Here is a 23,325-nt window from a genome sequence, read left to right as displayed (position 1 = left end):
AATTAAAAGAGGCGGTGGATACACCACCGCCTAGTTGTTCGATATTATTCTTCGTCTTCTTCTGCTGAAGCTGCTTCCGTTTCTTCACCTTCAGCTTCTTCTGCCTCTTCATCTTCTTCTGGCTCTTCAGCTGGGATGTGGCAAGTAGCAAGTACATAATCGTCTTCATCTTCGATAGTGAACTTGAAGTTTCCACGAATATCTTCAACGTGAATTGCTGAACCTACTTCTAGGTCAGTAACATCGATTTCGATTTCCTCTGGAAGATCAGCTGGACGTGCTGTAACTTGAACTGTGAAGTTTGGTTGTTCAACAACTCCACCTTCTTTAGTTCCTACAGCATCTCCAACTACAACTACGTTTACGTCAACTGTTCTTTCGATATCCATGTTGATCGCAATGAAATCGATATGTTCGATTTTATTTTTAAGTGAATCGAATTGGTAGTCGTTTACCATCACTTGTGTTGTTTTACCATCGAAATCTAATTCGATTACTCCGTTACGTCCAACCTCACGAATTACTTTGATGAATTCGTTCTCGTCGACAGAAACAGATGTGTTTTCTACTTTGTATCCGTATAGGATCGCTGGTACTTTACCCGTGTTACGTAACTCGTTACGTGAAGACTGAGTATTACCAGTTCTCTCAGCAGCAACTAATTTTGCCATTTCTAATTTCCACCTTTCAAAATTTGCAGTTCATATTTACCGCATTGTATCAAATAGCCATACGTTATAATACCACAAATACCCCATGGTTGTAAAAGTATTGTGACATTTTAATTACTTATTTTTATTTGTCGTCAAAAAGTCTGCTTACAGAACGCTCTTGGTGTACTCGAAGTACAGCTTCTGCAAGAAGTTTACCCACTGAAATCTCCGTCACTTTGCTAATGCGTTTTTCTTCCGGTAATTGAATTGAGTTTGTAATGATAACTTCTTTTATTTTAGACTTGTCTAAGTTTTCGATTGCTGGTCCAGATAATACTGGGTGCGAACAACATACATATACTTCTTTTGCTCCTTCTTCGATGAGCTTGTCTGCTGCTAGAGAAATTGTACCGCCTGTGTCAATGATATCATCAATAACAATCGCAGTTTTACCTTTGATGTCACCAACGATACTCATTACTTCAGCAACGTTCGCTCTTGGACGGCGCTTATCAATGATTGCGATTGGTGATCCTAAACGTTCTGCCATACGACGTGCACGCACTACGCCACCGTGGTCTGGAGATACGATTACTACGTCATCTGTGTAATTTAAATTACTCTTCTCTTTCGCAAAGTAATCCGTGATTAAAGGTACTGCTGTTAAATGGTCAATTGGAATGTCGAAGAACCCTTGAATTTGTGCTGCATGTAAATCGATAGAAATTACTCGGTCAGCTCCAGCTACTTCTAAAAGGTTTGCTACAAGTTTTGCAGTAATTGGTTCACGTGGACGGCTCTTTCTGTCTTGACGTGCATAACCGTAATAAGGCATTACAATGTTAATACGTTTTGCTGATGCACGTTTAAGCGCATCGATCATGATTAATAATTCCATTAAATGTTCGTTTACTGGTTCAGATGTTGATTGTACAACAAATATGTCCTTACCACGGACACTCTCTAACACATCAACTTGGATTTCTTTATCAGAGAAATGTTTTACGATACATTTACCAAGTTCTACACCTAAATTCTTGGCAATTTCCTCTGCAAGTGGTTCGTTTGAAGATAAAGTAAATACCTTTAAGTTATTGTCTTTACTTTCGATAGAAGTATTCATAATAGCCCCCGAATTAATTTTTATAATAGTCTTCTTTATTGGTTTGTCTTTCTCTTGCAATAGCTAAACTATCATCTGGCACGTCATCAGTCACTGTAGACCCTGCCGCAATAACTGATCGATCACCTATTGTGATTGGTGCAATCATATTTGAATTACACCCAATAAATGCGTCGCTACCTATAGTCGTCTTAAATTTGTTTATACCATCGTAATTTACAGTGATTGAACCACATCCGATGTTTGTGCGTTCTCCTACCTCAGCATCACCAATATAGCTTAAATGAGAGACTTTAGCTTCGTCATGAAGCATCGCTTTTTTCGTTTCCACGAAGTTACCAATTTTAACTTTTTTACCAAGGACGGTACCTGGTCGTAACTGAGCAAATGGACCAACTGAAGTGCCGTCACCAATTTCTGAGTCTGATATCACCGATTGCTTAATTTCTACATCGTTACCAATTTGTGCATTCGTGATCTCACAGTTTGCTCGAATGATAGTACGCTCGCCAATCTTCGTTTCTCCTGTGATCACTGTTCCAGGATAAATAACACTATCCATTCCAATCTCTACTGTTGAATCAATATATGTGTTGAACGGATCGATGAGTGTTACTCCATTTTCCATTAAGCGCTCATTAATGACTCCGCGGAGTATATGTGCTGCATTTGCAAGATCCGTTCTTGATTCAATTGTAAATACAGAAAAATCACCTTCCACAGCACCAACTTTTCTTGCAATGTTTGAGATAGTATCGTGTGTGATGTGTTTAGTGTTTTCTTTAGAAACTTTCAAGCAGTCCGCATCGACTACGTAGATATTATCTTCATCTTCATTAAATAGTGAATCAATCATTTCACTATTTAAGAGTGGAGATACTGCGCTGATCACCATTGTGTCCACCGCTTCAATATTATGGTCTGTGAGCACTGGGAGGCCGACATAAGCTTCCTTTACGTGCACAGAGGATGCTGGATCTACCGATAAGAAAATATCGTGTACATTCGCATTTTTTAAGTTATTGATGACATGTTGGATTACTGGTGTTCCAACTAGGTCATGTAGAGCGGGATGGGTGCTTGATTTCATATTTAAAAAGTCTTCATCGATTACGATGATTGCTTGTCTTTCCATGGGACCCTCCAATGTTTTATCTCTTAACCATTATATTTTACATATAGTACTCATGCAAGGCTTAAAGACGTTAAAAAAAGCCAGAAGTCATGGCTCCTGGCTCATATATACCTACTCTTCGTCTTTGTCGTAAGATATTTCTTCAGACTCAATCTCTTCGATCGATTCTTCATCTTCTACGACTGGGTCATCCGTCTCCTCATACACCTTCATCACAGCTTCTTGAATATGCTGACGCATTTCAGAATTGATAGGGTGTGCGACATCACGGAATTCTCCGTCTACCGTTCGTTTCGACGGCATTGCCACAAAGAGTCCATTATTACCATCAATTACTCTTAAGTCATGAATCACAAACGCGTCATCAAAAGTGATTGACGCCAATGCCTTCATGCGAGTATCAGGGTTGTTTACTTTGCGTAGTCTTACATCTGTTACTTTCATAATTAAATCCTCCCAAAATTAATAGATCGGACATGTGCTTAATTTAAAAGTTCAAGATTAAAATGCTGCAATTACCTCAATTTCAACATTGACATCTTTAGGAAGTCTGCTTACTTCAACACATGATCTTGCAGGTAATTTACCCTTAAAATACTGTCCGTAAACTTCATTGACGTCTTGGAAGTCATTCATGTCTGTAATAAATATCATCGTTTTGATTACGTTACTGTAGTCTAAGCCAGCTTCTTCAAGTACTGCGCCAATGTTTTTCATAACCTGTTCTGCTTGTTCAGTAACTGAACCATTCACAACTTCTCCGTCTTTAGTTAACGGAATTTGTCCTGAACAGTATAATAAATCGTTGACTTTCACTGCATGGCTGTATGGTCCTACTGCAGCTGGTGCATTCTTTGCATTGATTGGTTCCATAGTAAAACACCTCGTGGTTTGTATTTATCCTTTATTGAAAAACTCTAAACAATTCCCCGGCTCTACATCAAACGTTTCATTGTATTCATCGATATTTGCAACTTTCGCAATAGATGTGTAATCCGTAAATACGCGGTCTACGATGTCTTTCGATTCGACTAATACAGAAACTCCGACAACTTCTGCTTGGAACTCCTCCATCAATCGTATCACTCCGCTGATAGATCCACCTGCTCTAAGGAAGTCGTCAACAACGAGTACGCGTGCACCGTCCTCTAAAGTACGCTTCGCGAGTATCATCGTTTCAATCTTTCTTGTAGAGCCAGACACGTAGTTCACAGATACAGTAGACCCTTCTGTGATCTTGTTGTCTTTACGTATGACTGCAACTGGCACGTTTAATTTTCTAGCTACCGCGTGTGCTAGTGGAATTCCTTTGGTCGCGATTGTGACAACGGTATCGATTTTTTTATCTTCATACATCGTCACGATGAGTCCCGAAATCTCGTCCATAACGCGCGTGTTCCCTACAAGGTCGGACATATATAGATATCCGCCTGGGAGCAGTCTGTTCTGCTTAGACAGTTCTTCGCTAAAATGTCCGACGATCTGTTCGGCCTTCCCTTTACTGATTCTTGGGATAAAAGTCACGCCTCCAGAAGCACCTGCAGTCGTCTGTATGAGACCGATGCCTTCTGATTCAAACACTTCTTTCAATATGCGAATGTCTTCACTGATTGAAGATTTCGCTTGATTAAACTTATTCACAAATGTTGTCAGTGGTATCAAATCATTTGGACGTCTTGTCAAATACTCAGTCATAAATACGAGACGTTCACTGCGTTTATATTTCATAGTAAGCTCCTTTATAAACTCTAATTCCTACTTTTCTAACCGAGCAGTCGCACTTTGTATACTTCGTCGCAAAATCCTTTGAGTGCATTGTAAAAGTGTGCCGCTTGTCTTTCTTTTTTGAAGATCGCAAACACAGTTGGCCCTGAACCGCTCATCAGTACGCCCTCTGCACCGAATTTCTTGAAAACTTCAATCAGGTGGTCGACTTCTTTGTATCTCTCTCTCGTGACCGCTTGTAAGTCATTCTTTAACGCACGGATCATTTCGTCGAAATCTCCTGATTCTAACGTTGTCTTCATCTTTTCTGTTCCCGGGATAAATTTACGTCCTCTTATTCCGCTGTAAATTTTTGGTGTAGATACAGAAATGGATGGCTTTGCCAATATGACCCAACCGTGTGGTGGGCTCTTGATTGATTCTATTTTTTCTCCGCGACCAGTCGCTAAGGCAGTGCCGCCTTTTACACAAAATGGAATGTCAGAACCAAGAGTTGCCCCGTATTCCATCAATGTTTCAATCTTTACGTTCAGTTCATAAAGTTCATTCATGCCGCGCAGCGTTGCTGCTGCGTCACTAGAACCCCCTGCGAGTCCCGCTGCGATTGGTATGTTTTTTTCGATGTGAATCTCAACACCCGGTGTATTGTACTTTCTTTGCATCAACTCTGCTGCTTGATAGACAAGATTCTTTCTTCCGAGCGGCATAAAGCTAGAATCAGATGTAAGTACGATACGTTTGTCTGTTCTCTTTTCAAACGTGAGATAATCATTTAAGTCGATTGTCGTCATAACCATACTGACTTCATGAAAACCGTCCGGTCGCTTACCAAGAACATCGAGTGAGAGATTGATTTTAGCTCTCGCTACCTCTATATGCATATAACCACCTATAAATTTATAAATTATCTCTTATTTTACTTGTCTTTCATCTAACTATAAAGGAAAAAAACAATATCTGTGTAAAAGTTTGTTTATGAGAGGGAGAACATTTGGTGGAATGTACGATGGAGCGCAGGTTTTTATCGTGTGAAGTGCGGTGATAAGGACGGGGAATGTTGCTCGTAATTCAGGATTCTAAAAAGCCGAGTGACAATTAGTACTTAATCATTATGTCTAATCTCGAAATCACGAAAACCGAGTGATGAATATCACGTAATCATCATGTCGAATCTTGAGATCACGAAAACCACATTTCATTTAGACTATAATTAGGTCGTGTAAGTTCTACTTCTCATAATCCATGGCTTATCCAAAATTAAAAACACCCCTCAAATCGGATTTCAATTCCAACTTAAGGGGCGCGAAGATTACTAAAATCACTCTTCTCCAAGACCTTCATAAATCACGTCTAGATTATATTCTAAATAATGCAGATAACTGTCGACTTCGTCGCCTTTTCCACCTATTTCATCAGAGTAAATCGGGCGTTCAAAGATTGGCACTCCCGTCTCGTTGGACACCGTTTCCATTGGTCTTCTGTCTACATTTGATTCTACAAATATCACTGGCGGCTTATATTCATTTATAAAATCTACCGCATTTTTTATCTGTTCTGGCGTGCCGCTTTCCTCCGTATCAATCGCAAATAAATATCCATCTTTCAAACTATATTCTGCAGTTAAATATTGAAATGCAAACTCGCTTGTCATGAGTATTCTATTTTCTGGTTTTATCTGTCCCAGCTTCTCATCATAATTCTTCTTAATTTCTTTTAATTTCTGTAGATACGCTTCCGCATTTTTACGATAAAATTCCGCATGCTCTGGGTCTTTTTCAATCAAAGCATCGCGAATTGCTTCAGAAATTAAGATAGCGTTTGATGGTGTGGTAAACGCATGTGGATTCGGTTCTTCCGTTCCATCCGCTTCAACGATATACATAGGGTCAATCACTTCTCCAACCTCAACGTATTTCGACTCATCTAAGTTCACTGAACGTATGAGTTTTCCGAGCCATCCATGCTTCCCACCTTCAAGATTAAGACCAAAAGCAAACACTATATCTGCTTCGGAAACTTTTCTCACGTCAATTGGTTTTGGTTCGTATTCGTGTGGATCCATCCCACTCGGCACTAAGTTATGCACCTGTACGTACTCTCCTCCTATTGCTTCAACGATATCCGTGACCATAGTAAATGAAGACGCAATCTGAACACGCGTTTTATCTGTCTGTTCGCCTGCGCCACATCCGACTAAAATGAGCATGAAGGCTATAAGAATCAGCCACTTTTTCATAATAACCACCTACAAGTATTTAGCGATTAATCCGCGACGTGGGGCGAATAAAAACGCTAAAATAAAGAATACTGTCGCAACAACCACGATTGACGGTCCGCTCGATAAGTTGAAGCTAAAGCTAAAGAATAGTCCTACAATCGCGCTGACTGCCCCAATGAGTGCTGATAAAAATATCATCGTGGACATGCGGTACGTGAGTAGATATGCTGTTGACGCTGGCGTAATGAGCAGTGACACAACAAGCACAACACCAACCGTTTGTAATGACACGACTGTTACGAGTGTCAGCATCAGCATGAGTAGGTAATGAATGAGCCCTACTTTCATACCGCTTGCTTCAGCCATCACTGGGTCAAACGACGTAAGGACAAGTTCTTTATAGAATACGAATACCAAAATAAGTACCAGTGCACCAATTATAAGTGTCATCGAGCGATCTGTGTCAGATACTGTTAGTACGTTTCCGAATAGTATTTGTGTCAAGTCGATTGCCGTCTTCGCTTTAGCGATTAAGAGTACACCAACCGCAAAGAACAGACTGAATACAATACCTATGGATGCATCGTTCTTCACAATGGAGTTTTGATTTATAAACCCAATGCCAAACGCCGCAATCAGGCCGACGATTGCTGCACCTACGAAGAAGTTAATTCCAAGCATGTATGAAATTGCTACACCTGGTAAAATCGCGTGAGATATTGCGTCACCCATGAGTGCGAGTCCGCGTAGGACAATAAAACATCCAATGACTCCACAGACAATTCCAACAGCAACACCTGTGAGCAATGCTTTCTGGAAAAATCCATACTGAATCACTTCTTCAATAAACAAACTAATCATGAATTTTCCCCTACTTTCACAAATATGTTTGAGCCGTATGCCAACTTTAGATTCTCTTCAGTAAAAACATCGTCTACGTTCCCGTATGCAAGAATCGTTTTATTGATGAGAATCAATCCATCAAAGTAATCACGTGCTTTACTTAAGTCATGGTGAATGATAAAAATCGTGACGCCTTCTTTACGCAGATCTCGAATCACTTTGATTATGATTTCCTCACTATGTACATCAATTCCGACAAATGGCTCATCTAAGAATACGAGCTTACTTTTTTGTGCCAAAGCACGTGCAATTAAGACACGTTGGAACTGTCCGCCTGACAACTCTCCAATTTGATTATCTTTATAATCAAGCATGCCAACTTTTTCAAGCGCTTCTTTTGCAATCTCGAATTCTTTCTTACCTGGGCGCTTGAAGAGGCCGAGACCAGGAATCGTTCCAAGCACCACACACTGTAATACAGATATCGGGAATGTCATATCCAAATCACTACGCTGTGCTACGTATGAGATGTCACGTTGCTTCTTTTTAATCAACGTACCATCAACTGTTACTTCTCCTGTATGTTTAACTAGATTCAAAACTCCTTTGATAAAGCTAGACTTCCCTGCCCCGTTTGGGCCAATAATTCCGTATATTTTACCAAGAGGGAGTTCTACATTTGCATTTTCAAGTGCACGTACTTTATTATTGTACGTTACGCCAAGGTTATTAACTTTAAACATGCAATCATCCTCTCTTAATTTTTGTTATATTTAGATTACCCTAAATATAATTGTTAGTCAATCCTAAAACATGGATTTAAGTTTATAGTTAAAATTATCTCGAATTAGAGTTATTTGTCTTGAATTCGAGATAATTTTAGTATAATATAATATTTGTGCAAAATTAGCAGATTAAAAGACACAAATTTATTGGAGGAATATTTAATGACAAAAATCGGTATTGTTACAGGATCTACACGCGAAGGACGCGTATCAAGACAAGTTGCGGACTACATTTTAGATCGTGCAAATAAATTAGACATAGACGGAGTTGAGTTTGAAGTAGTAGACATCAAAGACTATCCCCTTCCATTACTAGACTCAATGCCACCAGCAATGTTGAATAAAAACTACGACCTGGATGAAGTTACAGCTTGGTCAAAAAAAATCGATAGCTTAGATGGATTCATCTTCGTTACACCTGAATATAATAAAGCCCCAGCTGGCGTACTTAAAAACCACCTTGACCAACTTGGATCAGAGTGGATGGGTAAAGCGGCAGGTCTTGTAGGTTACGGTTCAACTCTTGGAGTGACAGCAGTTCAAGCATTACGCTTAATTCTTTCTAACTTCAATATGCCAACTGTAGGACCATTCGGTGCATTCAGCCTGTTCACTGACTTCGAAAACATGTCAGAGTTCAAACCAGCTGAAGTACACAACGACACAATTGATACAGTAATCAAAACTACTGCTGACTGGGCACAAAAACTAAGCCCAAAAGCATAATTTGAAAAGAAAAACTCCCAACTATAGTAGAAAATATACTTCTGTTGGGAGTTTTTTATATGTAAGTTTATATAATATTAAGCAAACCTTACTATATTCATCACTTTCATTTATAATATATGAAACTATATGAAACTTGAGGTTAGATATGAAGAAGAATATTCCTGCGTTAATACGCGTTATCGATGTACTTTTATTCCTTGTTATTTTTATTGGTCTCTTTTGGGTGACTAATCACATATTAGAGTCGAATGTTTTCTCAAGAACTGTTCATACCATTGTTCAAATCATCGGCCTCAGTACTGCGCTTCTTTTTGCAATGTTCATCAGCCGCTTCACTGCTACGAGGCTCGTTAAAAAATATGTCGCTGAAGATGAAAACCTAAAGACTCAATACACCTACAAGCACAAAAAGAGAAAATAAAAAAAGCCTTGAACTTACGTTCAGGGCTTTACTTATTAATTCGCTACTTCTTCCATAAGTACAAGTTTTTCTGTGTTGTCATCGTTGAATACCGTTACTTCAACGTGTTTTGTTAAAATGTCTGCATACGTATAAGATACACATTCAAAATTATGTTTTTCTTGATCTAATTCCACTACAAAAACTGCAGGGTGAGTTTCTCTCAAGATTCCGCGACGCTTAATAATCGTTCTTCTTCCACCTTGAGCCTCAAGTAAAACGGGATTACCTAATTCATACTCTAAGACTTCTCTGATATCTCTTATTGTTTTTGGCATAGTCATCCACCTCTATCAATACTCTATAATATTGTAACAATTTTTAGAAAAATTGTCAACTCGTTCTTGAAAGCGTTCTACTTTTATGTTATTGAAGACCAAATTGTGGATGTGCTTTTATGCCATTTCTAAAGCGCTTTTCTTGAATGCATCATAGATTTGTTTGTATTCTTCAATTGATAAAGATTCGCCTCTGCGACGTGGGTCAATTCCTGCTTTTTCAATCATCTCTGTGATTTCTGCCTTCTTCTTTTTCCCTTCAACGAATAGCGACTGATAGTTATTTACAATCGTTTTACGGCGCTGAATGAACGCGCCACGCGTCAGTTTGAAGAATAATTTCTCATCGTCCACTTCAATAAGTTTCTCTTTGCGTGTTTTCAGTTCAACAATAATAGAGTCCACATTCGGAGGCGGCATGAATACAGTCCTTGGTACATTCTGTACAACCTTAGCGTCCGTATAGTAGCTGATTGCGATTGATAAAGACCCATAGCTCTTAGAGCCTGGTGTCGCACTGAGACGCTCTCCTACTTCTTTCTGCATCATAGTATAATATCTGGAAATCGACGTCGTCTTTTCAAGAAAGTTCATGAGAATGGGAGTCGTAATATAATACGGCAAGTTCGCCACAACGACAACCTCATCACAATCCGACAGGTGTTTAGAAATCGTCTCCTCAATATTAGCCTCAAGCACGTCTTTATGAATCACCGTCACGTTATCGTACGGGCTTAGTGTATCCGCTAAAACAGGGATCAGACGCTGGTCAATCTCAAACGCAACCACTCTCTTAGCTACTTTCGCAAGTTGTTCTGTCAATGAGCCAATCCCAGGACCAACCTCAATTATGCCAGTATTTTTCGTCACGTCTGCTTTATGTAGCACTTCTCGGATTACGTTCGCGTCAATCAGGAAGTTCTGACCGAGACTCTTCTTAAACGTAAACTTGTATTTATCTAAAATTTCTTTTGTGCGTTTCGGCGTCGCAATATCTTTCATCGCTTTTCTCCTTCATAAGTATCTAGCAAAGCTAGGACTTCACCTTTATTAATACGGTATCGATTTAATTTGTTACGCATCTGGTTTGCATTCGCATATCCGAGGTTTAAGTTTTCTGACAAAAACTCGCGACGCGCTTTTGAGTCACTCTGCCCTGTGAGTTTTAAATCGACCATGTCTGAAATCGTATACATGTCTTTTATTTGTATATTTCTCGTCATGACTTTGTCTAATGCATCCATTATATCTTTAGGTTTTGCGTGCTCAATGCCGATTTTACCACGCTGTCCGCGTGCTTTATTTCTCGCTAGATGTGCTTCTTTGATATTAGGGAAACGTTCTAGGATAATGTTTCTGATGCGTTCTCCAGGATAATCTGGATCCGTAAAAATGATGGCTCCACGCGTCTCTAGTGCAATTCCAATTTCGTCTAACGTTCTTTTGTTTATAGCAGATCCGTTTGTTTCAATCGTATCACAGTCGAGTACTTCCTTAAGTCGGTTTGTATCGTCACGACCCTCGACTATGATGATTTCTTTTATTTTTTGTTTCATATAATCCTCTTAATAAAAAACGGAGCAGAGCTCCGTTTATTTGATATTGTATATTCTCTTTGCATTTTTAGATGTGTGTGTGGCGATCTCTTCATACGACATATCGCGAAGGCGTGCAATTTCCTCCGCAATTAATTTTATGTGCATCGGTTCGTTGCGTTTCCCACGATATGGATGCGGCGTAAGGTACGGTGCATCTGTTTCTATAAGCAAACGGTCAAGTGGCACAAGTCTCGCTACTTTTTTAGGTACTTTCGCATTCTTGAACGTAACTGGCCCACCGAGTGACACATAAAACCCAAGAGCTAACACTTCTTTTAACTCTTCTTCTGTTGCATTTGCAAATGCATGCATGATACCGCCAACTTCTTCTACATGCATCTCTTTTAATATATCAATCGTATCGCGTGTTGCTTCACGGTTGTGAATCACAATTGGAAGTCCTACACGTTTTGCGAGTTTAATTTGTTTTTTGAACACTTCTTTCTGTACTTCTTTTGGTGATTTGTCCCAATGATAATCGAGTCCCATCTCACCGATCGCAACGATTTTTTCATGCTTTGATAACGCTTCAATCCATTTGAGGTCTTCATCTGTCATATCGATAGCATCTACTGGATGCCATCCAATTACACCGTATACATTCTCATACTTAGTGATTAACTCCATGGTGCGTTCAATTGTCTTGCGGTCAAACCCGATGACAACAAACGTATTTACTCCGTTATCTTCAGCGCGTTTGATGACATCATCAACCTCGCCGACATACTGATCTGCGTTTAGATGTACATGTGTATCTACTAACATAGACTCACTCCTACTTTACGATACTACCGTTTTCGATTCCGTTTGGTACTGACACAAGCGTCAAACGGTTATCTTTTTCCGCAGTTAAAATCATACCTTGTGATAACTCACCGCGTAATTTAACTGGTTTTAGGTTTGTTACAACTAAAATCTTCTTACCGATGATGTCGTCTGGTGAGTAATGCTCAGCAATTCCTGAGATGATTTGACGTTCTTCTTCACCCAGATCGACATTAATTTTTAATAACTTGTCTGCTTTTTTAACGTTTTCTGCGTAGATGATTGTTGCAACTTTGATTTCAACTTTGTCAAAATCATCAATTGTAATTTCGTTCGCCATTTTTTTCACCTCTTCTTCTGGCTTAGTTTTATGCATTTCATTTTTGATGAACTCTACTTCTTCTTCCACATCAAGTCTTGGGTAAATTGGTGTTGGCTTACTAATTACTGTGCCATCCACTTTTATGCTACCGTACTTGTGAATAGAATCGTATTCGAGCAGGGATTCATCTGATATATTTAATTGTTCAAAGATTTTCTTAGGTCCATGCGTTAAGAATGGTTGTAAGAGAATCGCTGCGATACGGATGTTTTCTGCTAAATGAACCATCACATTTCCGAGCTCTTCTTTCTTATCTTCATCTCTCGCAAGTACCCAGGGCTCTGTCTCATCAATATATTTGTTTGTTCTACTGATGATTGTCCATACACGCTCTAGTGCTTTGTTGAATAAAAGATCTTCGATATCCGTTTCGTACTTCTCGATGTTTTCTTTCACTGTAGCTTCTAAGTTTTCATCAATTTCGTTTTGAACACCATTGTACTCAGGTAATGCTCCATCGAAGTACTTATTAATCATTGCGATTGTACGGTTCACTAGATTACCGAGGTCGTTCGCAAGATCAAAGTTTGTGCGGTCGATGAACCCTTCTGGAGTAAATACACCATCGGAACCGAATGGCACTTCACGCATTAGGTAGTAGCGCAGTGCATCTAATCCGTAGCGGTCTACAATCATATCCGGGTACACAACGTTACCTTTAGATTTAGACATTTTACCATCTTTCATGAGTAACCAGCCGTGACCAAATAAACGTTTTGGTAATGGAATATCGAGCGCCATTAACATAATTGGCCAATAAATTGCGTGGAAACGTACGATTTCTTTACCAAGCATTTGCACGTCTGCTGGCCAGTATTTGTCGAATAAAGTCTCGTCAGCACTGCCGTAACCAAGTGCTGTGATATAGTTAGCAAGTGCGTCAATCCACACGTAAACAACGTGTTTTGGATTTGACTTAACCGGAACACCCCACTTGAATGATGTACGTGTCACGGCAAGGTCTTCTAGACCTGGTTTAATGAAGTTGTTGATCATCTCATTTTTACGTGATGCTGGTGAGATAAACTCAGGGTGCGCTTCGTAATACTCTAGAAGACGATCTGCATACTTACTCATCTTGAAGAAGTAACTCTCTTCTTTAACCAGTTCAACTTGATGTCCACTTGGTGCAACACCACCGATGACTTTACCATTCTCATCTTTATACACTTCAGCTAATTGGTTTTCAGTGAAGAACTCTTCGTCTGAAACTGAGTACCAACCCTCGTACTCTCCAAGGTATATATCACCTTGCTCCAACAAGCGTTCAAAGATCTTTTGAACTGCTTCTTTATGCGCTTCATCAGTTGTACGAATAAATTTATCGTTTGTAATTTCTAGCTTTTCCCAAAGCTTCTTGATATCATCCGCCATGCCATCAACGTACGCTTGTGGTGACATACCAAGTTCTTCAGCTTTCGTTTCAATCTTTTGACCGTGCTCATCTGTACCTGTCAAATAAAACACATCGTAACCACGTAGGCGTTTGTAGCGTGCTAAAACGTCTGTCGCTATTGTTGTATACGCGTTTCCAATGTGGAGTTGTCCACTCGGATAATAAATCGGCGTTGTTATATAAAATGTTGGTTTTGACATAATTAAACTCCTTGAATCTACTGTATTTATTTTTTCATGTGATAGAGATCGTAGACCTCTTGTGTTTTCATACCACGAAGACTTGCAACTTCTTTTATTGCCGCTTTCGTTTTCATACCCGCTTCTATAAATGATTCTACGTGAGCATCTATCGCTTCGTCGTATTCAACTTCTTTCTCATCATATCCACTTATAACTATAACAAATTCGCCTTTTAAAGGCATTTCTGCACCTAGTTTTTCATGCATTTCTTTTGCCGTACAAGTAAGTGTTTGCTCGAATTTCTTCGATATTTCACGAGATACTGAAATGATGCGTTCTGGATCATTCTCTTTAATGTTTTGAACGAGTTTCTTAATACGATGTGGCGATTCGTAAAGTACCGACGTCTTATAATGGAATAATATCTCTTCTAGTTTTTCACGCTTTTTCTGATTCGATTTTGGTAAAAATCCAAAGTACGTGAATTCAAATGATGGAATTCCTGAAAGTATGAGCGCCATCGTGAATGCTGAAGCACCAGGTATTACTGTGTATTCCAAGTTTTCCTTCTGCATCTCTTGGACGAGTTCGAATCCAGGATCAGAGATAATTGGCATCCCTGCATCTGAGACAAGCGCAAATGTTGTGCCTATTTTCATCTCTTCGATGATTTTTGTAGTCACGGTTTCTTTGTTGTAGTCATGATAGCTGATTAATTTCGTATCGATTTCAAAGTGGTTTAATAGTTTGCGCGTCACTCTCGTGTCTTCTGCTAATATGACGTCAACATCCTTTAACGTTGAAATTTGACGGTAGCTCATGTCGTCTAAGTTACCGATCGGCGTACCTGTGATATACAGATTCATTCCATCACCTCCATCAATTTAAATTTCTCATTTCGCGATAACTGTTTGATTTCGTACTCGCGCTTCAATGCTTCGCTCTTTGTGTCGAACAACTCCACATACTTTAATTCAACAGGAAGTCTTGCACGCGTATACTTCGCACCAGCACCTTTGTTATGTGCGGTCATGCGTTTATCTATATCTACTGTATAGCCCGTGTACAATGTGTCGTCACTACACATGACGATGTATACAAAATATGTGTTAGCCATAATACACCTCAAGCATCTCTTCCGTATACGTACGGTCGTGATTATAGATGTAGAATGACGGCTCGACTTTAACAAATGCATCACTGTTAAAAATTGCTTCTACTAAGACAAAAAGTGCATTCTTGCTCGTCTTTGTCGAATACACAAACTGCATGCGGGATACTCTAAATCCGTGCCGATGCATGTGCTCAATGACTTCTCCGATTCGTTCTGCACGGTGTACCATATAGAATTTACCTTTGTTTTTAATCAAGTATTTAGCTGCTTTAACGATTGACTCTAAGTTGATTAGAATTTCCGTTCTCGCAATTTGGTGATGCGTGTTCTGATGGACCGGTTGATTATTTTTAAAATACGGTGGATTCACCGACACGATATCTGCTACGGAATGTTTAAACTCAGATTTAATGTCATTAATATCGAGTTCTACCATATCGATTTGCTCTGACTTGTCGTTCATCGCGATGCTTCGATTGGCCATATCTACAAGTCTTTCTTGTACTTCTACTCCAGTGATTTTTGCATTCGTTTTATGCGATAAAAGAAGTGGTACGATGCCGTTTCCTGCGCATAAATCAACGATTTCTGTCGTGCGTTTAGTCGTAGATACAAAGTTGGCTAATAAGAGTGCATCCACAGAAAAACTAAACGTCTCATCACTTTGTATGATCTTCATGTTTTCACGGAATAATTCATCTATCCGTTCTAAATTTTTTAACATATGCTTCTCCCCTTAACCAAAATAAAAGCAGCCAAAAGCTGCTTTTATCCTCTACGATCTAAAAATTCTAAGCAGAAGAGGCATGACTCACCATGTCGATGCTCTCCAAACTTAACGCTACATACGTGAAATCCTTCATCGTATAGGCTCTTTAGAGTATTTCTTTTAAATGATTCATCTTTTTCATTAGATGATTCCTTTAATAGCTTTTTGTAATTATCTCTTTCTATTTCCAAGCTGACGTTTTCTTCAGCAAGGGCAACAGCAAGGGTCTTTACTTTCGTGAAATTTTCGCTGAGTGCTTTGATTTCTCGTTCGAGTCGTTCAATTTCACTGAACAGATCATCTCTCATCACGCGTTTCACGCCTCCCCTTGTAGTTCATCCATCGTAAATTCGTGTATGTAGTTTTCCTTATCTTTAGCTCTAACAATGAGATCTAGAATGTTGATACCAATCACTTCTAAGCGACCCGCCGGAGTTTTAATTCTAGAGCCAACGTCTGGCATCTCTCTGCGTGCTTCTTCATAGTAATCATTCTCATAGCTCAAGCAACACATGAGTTTTCCGCATGCACCTGAAATTTTAGTCGGTGTGAGTGATAAGTCTTGGTTCTTCGCCATTTGAATAGATACTGGTGTAAAATCACCAAGATAACTCGAGCAGCAGTGAGAAAGTCCACATGGACCGACGCCACCTAAGAAGCGTGCTTTTTCACGTAGACCAATTTGTCTCAGTTCAATTCTTGTTCTAAACTCTGTTGCCAGTGTTCTAACGAGCGTTCTAAAGTCTACTCTCGCATCTGCTGTGAAGAAAAATATCAGCTTCTTTTTATCTAATGTATATTTTGCGTCAACGAGTTTCATTTCAAGTTGCTCATCTTCCACCGCTTGTTTACAGAATTCCATAGCATCTTTTGCTAGATTCCCGTTTGCATCATCCATAGCAATATCTTCTTCTGTAGCAATGCGTAGAACTTTACCATCTGGTTCAACAATATCTTTTTTCTTAACATCATAATTGGTTTTAAGTACTCTAAATAATTCAATACCACGCTTTGTTTCCGCAACGATTATTTCGTCGGCACAAAACACTCCAATTTCCACTTGGAGATATGTGTGTTCAAAAAAATCGAGTGGCGTGGCCTTCACTAATGTAATCACAATGCTCAACCTTTCAAGCGGATAATCATACTTTCAAAAACGAGTGTCGGATTGACATTACTCGTGATGAGTTGATTCGCTTTTTCTATCTCTTCTAGCATTTTAGATAATCTTCCTATATTCACAGCGTTCGTTAGTGGTTCAGACTTAAACGGTGAGAATCCTTCTATACCGAGAAGTTCATACATCGCTTGTCTCACATAACCGTCAAGGAGAGTGAGCATTAATATATAATCTCTACGTTCTTTTAAGACATCCAAAACACGAGTTAAATCAATTAAAACAAGGGGATGATCATTCAACCACCTTGCACCAAAGTGATTCGCTGCATTCACAATTTCACTGAAGCCTTCTCCTAAATCAAGCACATGATTCGTGTCGAGTTTAAGAATATGTGCGATATTTTGTAGTGGCTCACTTAATTCAGTGAGCGCAGACTTTCTATCATCATCTGTGCCTTTAAACGACAGATGTTGGGCTCTTGAATGAATAGTCGGTAGAATACTGCTTTTATCTGTAGTTAAAAGGAGAGCCACCGTTTTTTGCGGTGGTTCTTCTAAAAACTTCAATATACTGTTTTCAGCCTGAACTGTGAGTTTCTCAAATGATTCGATGATATACACCTTATATTCTGAGTGAATTGGCTTTTGGTTCATTAGTCGTACAACGTCAGAAATATCGTCTTTTTTAATCGTCATCTCATCTGTGCGTAGATAATAATAATCAGGATGATTGCCACTCTTAATGAGCGCACGCGTTTCCTCATCACCCCCGAGAATCATTGTTGCAAAATCAATACCAACACGTCTCGCAGTTTCAATCGCATCGCTATCGATCATATAGGTATGCACGAGGCGATTATTCTCGATGATTGCTTTTAACGTAGCGTCATGTGTCATATCTTAAAATCTTTCGAATTGTTCAATCGGAAGTACGAATACTGTTGCGCCACCAACTTCTACTTCTACTGGATATGGGATATATGAGTCCGCGTTACCACCCATTGGTGTTACTGGAGCAACTGTTTGCTCGCGGTTACCACATGTGTCGTCGATAAGTTGTAAAAGTTCATTTACACGCTCGTCTTGTACACCACATAGGAATGTTGTGTTTCCAGCACGTAAGAATCCACCTGTAGATGCAAGTTTCGTATTACGGAAGTTATTCTTTGTTAATTTATCTGTAAGTCTTTGACTGTCATGATCCTGTACAATTGCAATTACCATTTTCATTATAGGTCACCTCTAGAATTTATATATATTCTGATTTGTTCTATTGCGTCTTCAATAACCGCTTCAAGCGGCTGACTTGCATCAATTGTCTTGATGCGCTCTGGATATAACTCTGATAGTTTATTATACCCTAAAACCACATACTTATGAAAGTTGAGTTCTTCGTTGTCTAGCCGATTATGTTCGACGTCGTTTGCTTTCTTTCTCGAGAGGCCAATTTCTGGCTCGAGCTTTAAATACAGCGTTAAATCTGGCATGTGGTTTTCAACTGCAATTTTGTTGATTTCCATTACGATTTCAAATCCGAGATTCCTTGCGCTACCTTGATATGCGAGTGAGCTATCGATATAGCGGTCACACAGCACCATCTGTCCGCTCTCTAATGCGGGAAGTATCTTTTCTCTTAGATGTACGCGTCTACTTGCCGCAAACAGCAAGGCTTCGGTTATCCCATCTATATTCGAGTCTTCATCTAAAATAATATCTCTGATCTTTTCGCTAACATGTATGCCCCCTGGCTCACGTGTCACCATCACTTCTGTGTCTTGTTCAAAATGTTTTTGAACAGCTTTAATGACCGTCGATTTCCCAGAACCTTCCGGTCCTTCAAAAGTTATAAATACAGACATCTTATCGCTCCGTGTAGTAATCTAGAGTATCCTCTAGTCCCTCTATTTTAACATTATTTTTAAGCTGCTGCATGATTTCAGCGAGATGCGCATCTGTGAACAAATCGTTCTTTTTAATATACGGAACTCCTGGTGGATAAGGTACGATATTTCGAATCGCTTTTTTTCCTTTAAGAACCGAAAGATCTATTTGTTTTGATTGTATCTCGTTTTTCACTTGAACCATGCTAATTCTCTCTAAGAATAGCTCGAACGGGAACGTATCCCCATCATGCCAGAGTGGCAAGCACCATAAGACACCTCTATCTGTAACCATCTCAGAGTATATATTTTGTTTTCTGAACGCCTTTTCAAGCGCGTATGGCGAGTAGTCTTTCTTGTTTAAAATTAACTTAGTTGGATCATTTGATTCTTCGACGGTGATGTCGCTTTCTTCAAGTGCTTTTTTAACAGATTTTTTCATTAAGAAGAATACTTCGTCATCGAATTCTTCGTAAAATCCTTGTCCAGATTCGATAGAAGCTAGTGACAAGTATGACGGACTCGACGTTTCAAACATGTCAACGTACTTCATAACACGACGTTTGGTGTCTTTATCTTTAATGAAGACAACAGACGCGCCCGTTAAGCTCGGCAATCCTTTATGGTAAGACTGCACGACGATGTCGGCGCCGAAATTCATAGATGATTTCGGGAAGTTTTCTGTTATATCGAAGTGTGAACCATGCGCTTCGTCGATGAAAACCTTACCGCCTTTTGAATGGATGTGTGCAATCATCTCTTCGATGTCTAATAAGTCACCATGATATGTCGGATACGTGATGACAACGACTGGATTATCGTTTAGTTTCGTATTATTCATTTCACTGCTCTTAATGTGAATTGGAGTCACGTTTAAAAGTTCTGTCGCGTGATAAACAGATTTATGTGCATCATCGACGATGTACAGTGTTTTCCCTTCTTCGTAAAGAGCGTGAAGTCCACTTAGTACACCTGTTGTACTGCCATTGACTAACGCTTGTGCTTCATAGCCTGTATATTTTTTAGCAAGGCGCTCGTTCAACTCACGGAGTACTTCCGCTGGATCATGCAAGTTGTCGAGTCCTGGTATCTCCGTCATATCGAAGCTAATCAACACATCATTTAAATTACCGATTGTTTTATTTTTATGTCCCGGTACATGCATAGAAATTGCATGCACGGATTTTAATTCATTTAGTTTTTCTAATAAACCCATTGTCTTAACTCCTTTTATTCTCACTAATGGTACATGATTTTATGGGTTTAAAAAACCTTCATTACTCTTTTTCTTTTAACAAATTGTTTTCTTTTAAGAATTCGTGAGCCACCTCTTCTTCAGTCATGCCATCGATGTCAGCTTTTTTGTTTAAATTACGCATTGTATCATCGTCGATCATACCAGCGAGTTGGTTGATAATATCTTCAAGCTCCGGGTGTTCATTTAACAATTCTTTATTGATCGTTGGGACCGCGTAATATGGCGGGAATAGCTCTTTGTCATCTACTAGCACCTTGAGGTTAAACTTCTCGATACGTGCATCTGTTGCATAGACATCTGCTACATCAATTTCACCACTGTCTAGAGCTGCATAGACAACACCTGAGTCCATCGTTTGAACCTTGCCAAATGATACGCCATAGACATCCTCTATCCCTTTGTAACCGTCGCTACGCTCTAGGAACTCTGCTGATGAACCAAACTTCATGCGGTCTGCAATATTCCTTAAATCACTGATTGTTTCGATATCATTCTCTTTCGCGAAATCTTCACGCACCGCAATGGCATAGGTATTGTTAAAACCGATTTCTTCTAACCAAACGGAATTCTTGTCTTTATCGTAAATATCTTTAACGTGTTCGTAGACTTCTACTTGCGTCTCATATTCAAAATCATCTTCTTTTAAAATGTCTACTAAGGCAGTGCCCGTGTACTCGACGTACATATCATACTGGCCGTTATCCATGCCTTGAACAAGGTTAGGAGTACCAGTGATATATGATTCTTTCTTGACTTTAATATCTGTCTCTTGCTCGATTAGCTCTTTGTACATATAAACGAGAATTTCCTGTTCAGTATCCGCTTTACCACTAATCACCATGTCTTCATTCGACATGACTGTCTTAAATATACCTGCCGCAAATATAAGCAATAGCCCGGCAATAATCGTGTAAAATGTTACCTTAGATGCTCGAGACTGGTTTTTTTTGCCAGGTGTCGCGTGGTTCTCTACATACTTCAGCAAAAAGTCAAAAAGAAGGGCAATAAGCGCAGCCGGAATAGCTCCAGCCATAATGAGTCCCGTACTATTCGTTGATAGTCCTCTGAAAATAAAGTCTCCAAGACCACCCGCTCCGATAAGACCGGCGATTGTTGCCACTCCGACGACAAGAACAGTCGCCGTACGAATACCACCCATTATAACGCTTGCTGCAAGCGGAATTTCTACTATGAAGAGTTGCTGTCTGTTTGTCATACCCATACCCACACCTGCTTGAATCGTCGATTTATTCACCGTGTTAATGCCGACATAGGTGTTTCTCAATATAGGTAATAATCCATACACTGTTAGAGCAATAATGGCTGGTAGGCGACCAGTACCAATGATCGGTACCATAAAAACGAGTAACGCTAAACTTGGGATTGTTTGGAATACTGATGTAATACCGATAACAGGACCCGCCAGTTTTGGCGTACGCGTTAAGAGAATGCCAAGTGGCACCGCGATCACGATTGCGATAAGTAGCGCAATCATTGATATACCAACGTGTTGCACAATCAGACTCCACAACTCACTCGTTCGTGTTGTTACAATATCATAAACTTCACGCCACATTATGACTCACCTCCGACAGGCTCAGCAGTGAGCATAGATAAGAGTTTAGTGTGATCTAATACTCCGGTATACATGTTTTTATCTACTACTATTGGAAGAAGTTGGCGATTCTCATTCACACGCTTGATGACGGAATCTAAATCAAGATCGACAGATATAGAAATAAATGTTTCTTTAAGATCAAAATCACCGTTAAGTACGTCATATAGACTCAACGTGCCAACAACACGACTGTTTTCTAGCACAGGCAACACATTGACCTCGTGTGTCTTAAATATGTTAACGAGATCTGTATTGTCGAGACTCCTATGATCAACAGTCGGGTAGTCATTATCCACCCATTTTTCAATATTAAATTTCTGCATAGCAAAACGTCTCGGACGATCCTTACCGATAAACTCTCGCACAAACTCATTTTTTGGAGAAAACAATAGTTCATCAGGCGTACCAATTTGCTCAATCTTACCATCTTTCATGAGCATAATACGATCACCGAGTTTAAGCGCCTCATCAATATCGTGTGTGACAAAAACGATTGTTTTCTTTACTTCAGTCTGAATTCTTAGAAACTCCTCTTGTAATTGGAGTTTGGAAACTGGATCGAGTGCCGAGAACGGTTCGTCCATCAGAATAATATTCGGATTACTGTAAAGTGCACGGATGACACCTATACGTTGCTGTTGTCCTCCAGAAAGCTCTTCCGGATAACGCTCCCTAAATTCATTAGGTTTCATACCCACCAAAGTAAGGAGCTCGTCCACACGCGCATCATCACGTTTCTCACCTTTCAAGCGATTGACCAGACTGATGTTCTCTGCAATCGTCATGTGTGGCATTAACCCAACATCCTGAATAACATACCCCATACTTCGACGAAGCTCCACAGGATCAAAATCGTTAACATTTTTATCATCGATATAAATTGCGCCTTCAGTTGTCTCTATCAATCGGTTAATCATCTTCATGGTTGTAGACTTTCCACTACCAGAAGGACCGATGATGACAAAGAGCTCAAAAGACTCGATGTCGACAGTCAAATGATCCACCGCTACAAAGTCATTGTAACGTTTTGTAACATTTTTCATTGAAATCATTACGCACCCTCAATTCTATGTATTTATTATGTTTATATATACCCTAACTACAAGTAAACACAACATAAACTAAATATTTAAACCGATAAATAAGTAATTGATAACAAAAAAAGACTCAAAGCAAATTTGCTTTGAGTCTTAATTTTGCCTAGCAGCGTCCTACTCTCGCAGGGAAACCCCAACTACCATCGGCGCTGGAGAGCTTAACTTCTGTGTTCGGCATGGGAACAGGTGTGGCCTCTC

At 39.5% G+C, this 23,325-nt stretch carries 28 protein-coding genes and 1 rRNA gene; 2 read left to right on the top strand and 27 right to left on the bottom strand.

Going from position 1 to position 23,325, the window contains the following annotated elements; genetic code table 11:
• Positions 1 to 44: 44 nt before the first annotated feature.
• The 10 genes from H9D55_RS00735 to H9D55_RS00690 form a co-directional block, all read right to left on the bottom strand.
• The gene (locus tag H9D55_RS00735) at positions 45 to 671 is read right to left on the bottom strand and encodes a 50S ribosomal protein L25/general stress protein Ctc (RefSeq protein ID WP_186075958.1); all 627 of its coding nucleotides are present in this window, start codon (positions 669 to 671) and stop codon (positions 45 to 47) included.
• Between the two features lie 124 nt (positions 672 to 795).
• Positions 796 to 1,776 (bottom strand): ribose-phosphate diphosphokinase, encoded by a 981-nt coding sequence (locus H9D55_RS00730; RefSeq protein ID WP_186075956.1) that lies wholly within the window; start codon positions 1,774 to 1,776, stop codon positions 796 to 798.
• Between the two features lie 13 nt (positions 1,777 to 1,789).
• Positions 1,790 to 2,911: a DapH/DapD/GlmU-related protein gene (locus H9D55_RS08240; protein WP_186075954.1), complete on the bottom strand. Its 1,122-nt coding sequence runs from the start codon at positions 2,909 to 2,911 to the stop codon at positions 1,790 to 1,792.
• Between the two features lie 111 nt (positions 2,912 to 3,022).
• Positions 3,023 to 3,355 (bottom strand): septation regulator SpoVG, encoded by a 333-nt coding sequence (spoVG, locus tag H9D55_RS00720; RefSeq protein ID WP_186075952.1) that lies wholly within the window; start codon positions 3,353 to 3,355, stop codon positions 3,023 to 3,025.
• 57 nt (positions 3,356 to 3,412) lie between these two features.
• The gene (locus H9D55_RS00715; RefSeq protein ID WP_186075950.1) at positions 3,413 to 3,784 is read right to left on the bottom strand and encodes a RidA family protein; all 372 of its coding nucleotides are present in this window, start codon (positions 3,782 to 3,784) and stop codon (positions 3,413 to 3,415) included.
• 24 nt (positions 3,785 to 3,808) lie between these two features.
• Positions 3,809 to 4,639 (bottom strand): pur operon repressor, encoded by an 831-nt coding sequence (gene purR / locus H9D55_RS00710; protein WP_186075948.1) that lies wholly within the window; start codon positions 4,637 to 4,639, stop codon positions 3,809 to 3,811.
• Positions 4,640 to 4,674: 35 nt separating this feature from the next.
• Complete coding sequence (gene ispE, locus H9D55_RS00705; protein WP_186075946.1) at positions 4,675 to 5,517, bottom strand: 4-(cytidine 5'-diphospho)-2-C-methyl-D-erythritol kinase; 843 nt, start codon at positions 5,515 to 5,517, stop codon at positions 4,675 to 4,677.
• A gap of 437 nt (positions 5,518 to 5,954) precedes the next feature.
• Complete coding sequence (locus H9D55_RS00700) at positions 5,955 to 6,872, bottom strand: metal ABC transporter substrate-binding protein (protein ID WP_186075944.1); 918 nt, start codon at positions 6,870 to 6,872, stop codon at positions 5,955 to 5,957.
• Between the two features lie 9 nt (positions 6,873 to 6,881).
• On the bottom strand, positions 6,882 to 7,715 hold the full coding sequence (locus H9D55_RS00695; RefSeq protein WP_186075943.1) for a metal ABC transporter permease: 834 nt from the start codon (positions 7,713 to 7,715) through the stop codon (positions 6,882 to 6,884).
• Positions 7,712 to 8,440 (bottom strand): metal ABC transporter ATP-binding protein, encoded by a 729-nt coding sequence (locus tag H9D55_RS00690; RefSeq protein ID WP_186075941.1) that lies wholly within the window; start codon positions 8,438 to 8,440, stop codon positions 7,712 to 7,714. Before H9D55_RS00690 ends, H9D55_RS00695 begins: the two co-directional genes overlap by 4 nt.
• Positions 8,441 to 8,644: 204 nt before the next feature.
• Here H9D55_RS00690 and H9D55_RS00685 point away from each other — a divergent pair, with 204 nt between their 5' ends.
• The gene (locus tag H9D55_RS00685; RefSeq protein ID WP_186075939.1) at positions 8,645 to 9,208 is read left to right on the top strand and encodes an NADPH-dependent FMN reductase; all 564 of its coding nucleotides are present in this window, start codon (positions 8,645 to 8,647) and stop codon (positions 9,206 to 9,208) included.
• 148 nt (positions 9,209 to 9,356) lie between these two features.
• Positions 9,357 to 9,632 (top strand): hypothetical protein, encoded by a 276-nt coding sequence (locus tag H9D55_RS00680; RefSeq protein ID WP_186075938.1) that lies wholly within the window; start codon positions 9,357 to 9,359, stop codon positions 9,630 to 9,632.
• Positions 9,633 to 9,667: 35 nt separating this feature from the next.
• On the opposite strand, the gene H9D55_RS00675 is transcribed toward H9D55_RS00680, so the two are convergent.
• From H9D55_RS00675 to rrf, 17 genes are all read right to left on the bottom strand, one after another.
• Entirely contained in the window at positions 9,668 to 9,949 is a 282-nt protein-coding gene (locus tag H9D55_RS00675; protein WP_186075936.1) for a Veg family protein, read from the bottom strand.
• Between the two features lie 117 nt (positions 9,950 to 10,066).
• Positions 10,067 to 10,951, bottom strand: coding sequence for a 16S rRNA (adenine(1518)-N(6)/adenine(1519)-N(6))-dimethyltransferase RsmA (gene rsmA, locus H9D55_RS00670; protein ID WP_186075934.1), 885 nt, complete (start codon positions 10,949 to 10,951; stop codon positions 10,067 to 10,069).
• Entirely contained in the window at positions 10,948 to 11,505 is a 558-nt protein-coding gene (gene rnmV, locus H9D55_RS00665) for a ribonuclease M5 (protein WP_186075932.1), read from the bottom strand. The genes rsmA and rnmV overlap by 4 nt, the downstream gene beginning before the upstream one ends.
• A gap of 36 nt (positions 11,506 to 11,541) precedes the next feature.
• The gene (locus tag H9D55_RS00660) at positions 11,542 to 12,312 is read right to left on the bottom strand and encodes a TatD family hydrolase (RefSeq protein ID WP_186075930.1); all 771 of its coding nucleotides are present in this window, start codon (positions 12,310 to 12,312) and stop codon (positions 11,542 to 11,544) included.
• A 10-nt stretch (positions 12,313 to 12,322) separates the two neighbouring features.
• Positions 12,323 to 14,290: a methionine--tRNA ligase gene (gene metG, locus H9D55_RS00655; RefSeq protein ID WP_186075928.1), complete on the bottom strand. Its 1,968-nt coding sequence runs from the start codon at positions 14,288 to 14,290 to the stop codon at positions 12,323 to 12,325.
• 26 nt (positions 14,291 to 14,316) lie between these two features.
• Positions 14,317 to 15,138, bottom strand: a complete 822-nt coding sequence (gene rsmI, locus H9D55_RS00650; protein ID WP_186075926.1) for a 16S rRNA (cytidine(1402)-2'-O)-methyltransferase — start codon at positions 15,136 to 15,138, stop codon at positions 14,317 to 14,319.
• Positions 15,135 to 15,389 (bottom strand): GIY-YIG nuclease family protein, encoded by a 255-nt coding sequence (locus H9D55_RS00645; protein WP_186075924.1) that lies wholly within the window; start codon positions 15,387 to 15,389, stop codon positions 15,135 to 15,137. The genes rsmI and H9D55_RS00645 overlap by 4 nt, the downstream gene beginning before the upstream one ends.
• Positions 15,382 to 16,110: a tRNA1(Val) (adenine(37)-N6)-methyltransferase gene (locus H9D55_RS00640; protein ID WP_186075922.1), complete on the bottom strand. Its 729-nt coding sequence runs from the start codon at positions 16,108 to 16,110 to the stop codon at positions 15,382 to 15,384. The genes H9D55_RS00645 and H9D55_RS00640 overlap by 8 nt, the downstream gene beginning before the upstream one ends.
• Before the next feature lie 44 nt (positions 16,111 to 16,154).
• Positions 16,155 to 16,475 (bottom strand): initiation-control protein YabA, encoded by a 321-nt coding sequence (locus H9D55_RS00635; RefSeq protein WP_235963071.1) that lies wholly within the window; start codon positions 16,473 to 16,475, stop codon positions 16,155 to 16,157.
• Positions 16,472 to 17,272, bottom strand: a complete 801-nt coding sequence (locus H9D55_RS00630) for a PSP1 domain-containing protein (RefSeq protein WP_186075920.1) — start codon at positions 17,270 to 17,272, stop codon at positions 16,472 to 16,474. The genes H9D55_RS00635 and H9D55_RS00630 overlap by 4 nt, the downstream gene beginning before the upstream one ends.
• A 5-nt stretch (positions 17,273 to 17,277) precedes the next feature.
• Positions 17,278 to 18,171, bottom strand: a complete 894-nt coding sequence (locus tag H9D55_RS00625; RefSeq protein ID WP_186075918.1) for a hypothetical protein — start codon at positions 18,169 to 18,171, stop codon at positions 17,278 to 17,280.
• 3 nt (positions 18,172 to 18,174) lie between these two features.
• The gene (locus H9D55_RS00620) at positions 18,175 to 18,504 is read right to left on the bottom strand and encodes a cyclic-di-AMP receptor (RefSeq protein WP_186075916.1); all 330 of its coding nucleotides are present in this window, start codon (positions 18,502 to 18,504) and stop codon (positions 18,175 to 18,177) included.
• Positions 18,504 to 19,133 (bottom strand): dTMP kinase, encoded by a 630-nt coding sequence (tmk, locus tag H9D55_RS00615; RefSeq protein ID WP_186075914.1) that lies wholly within the window; start codon positions 19,131 to 19,133, stop codon positions 18,504 to 18,506. Before tmk ends, H9D55_RS00620 begins: the two co-directional genes overlap by 1 nt.
• 1 nt (position 19,134) lies before the next feature.
• Positions 19,135 to 20,370, bottom strand: coding sequence for an aminotransferase class I/II-fold pyridoxal phosphate-dependent enzyme (locus tag H9D55_RS00610; protein ID WP_186075912.1), 1,236 nt, complete (start codon positions 20,368 to 20,370; stop codon positions 19,135 to 19,137).
• 61 nt (positions 20,371 to 20,431) lie between these two features.
• On the bottom strand, positions 20,432 to 21,988 hold the full coding sequence (locus H9D55_RS08220; protein WP_186075910.1) for a glycine betaine ABC transporter substrate-binding protein: 1,557 nt from the start codon (positions 21,986 to 21,988) through the stop codon (positions 20,432 to 20,434).
• Entirely contained in the window at positions 21,988 to 23,082 is a 1,095-nt protein-coding gene (locus tag H9D55_RS00600; RefSeq protein WP_186075908.1) for a betaine/proline/choline family ABC transporter ATP-binding protein, read from the bottom strand. The genes H9D55_RS08220 and H9D55_RS00600 overlap by 1 nt, the downstream gene beginning before the upstream one ends.
• 146 nt (positions 23,083 to 23,228) lie before the next feature.
• Positions 23,229 to 23,325, bottom strand: a 5S ribosomal RNA gene (rrf, locus tag H9D55_RS00595); the annotation flags it as partial.

This window comes from Phocicoccus pinnipedialis (assembly GCF_903994035.1).
Lineage (GTDB): Bacteria > Bacillota > Bacilli > Staphylococcales > Salinicoccaceae > Phocicoccus > Phocicoccus pinnipedialis.
Note: the sequence above shows the minus strand (reverse complement) of the source record. Positions and strands in the feature narration are given on the sequence as shown.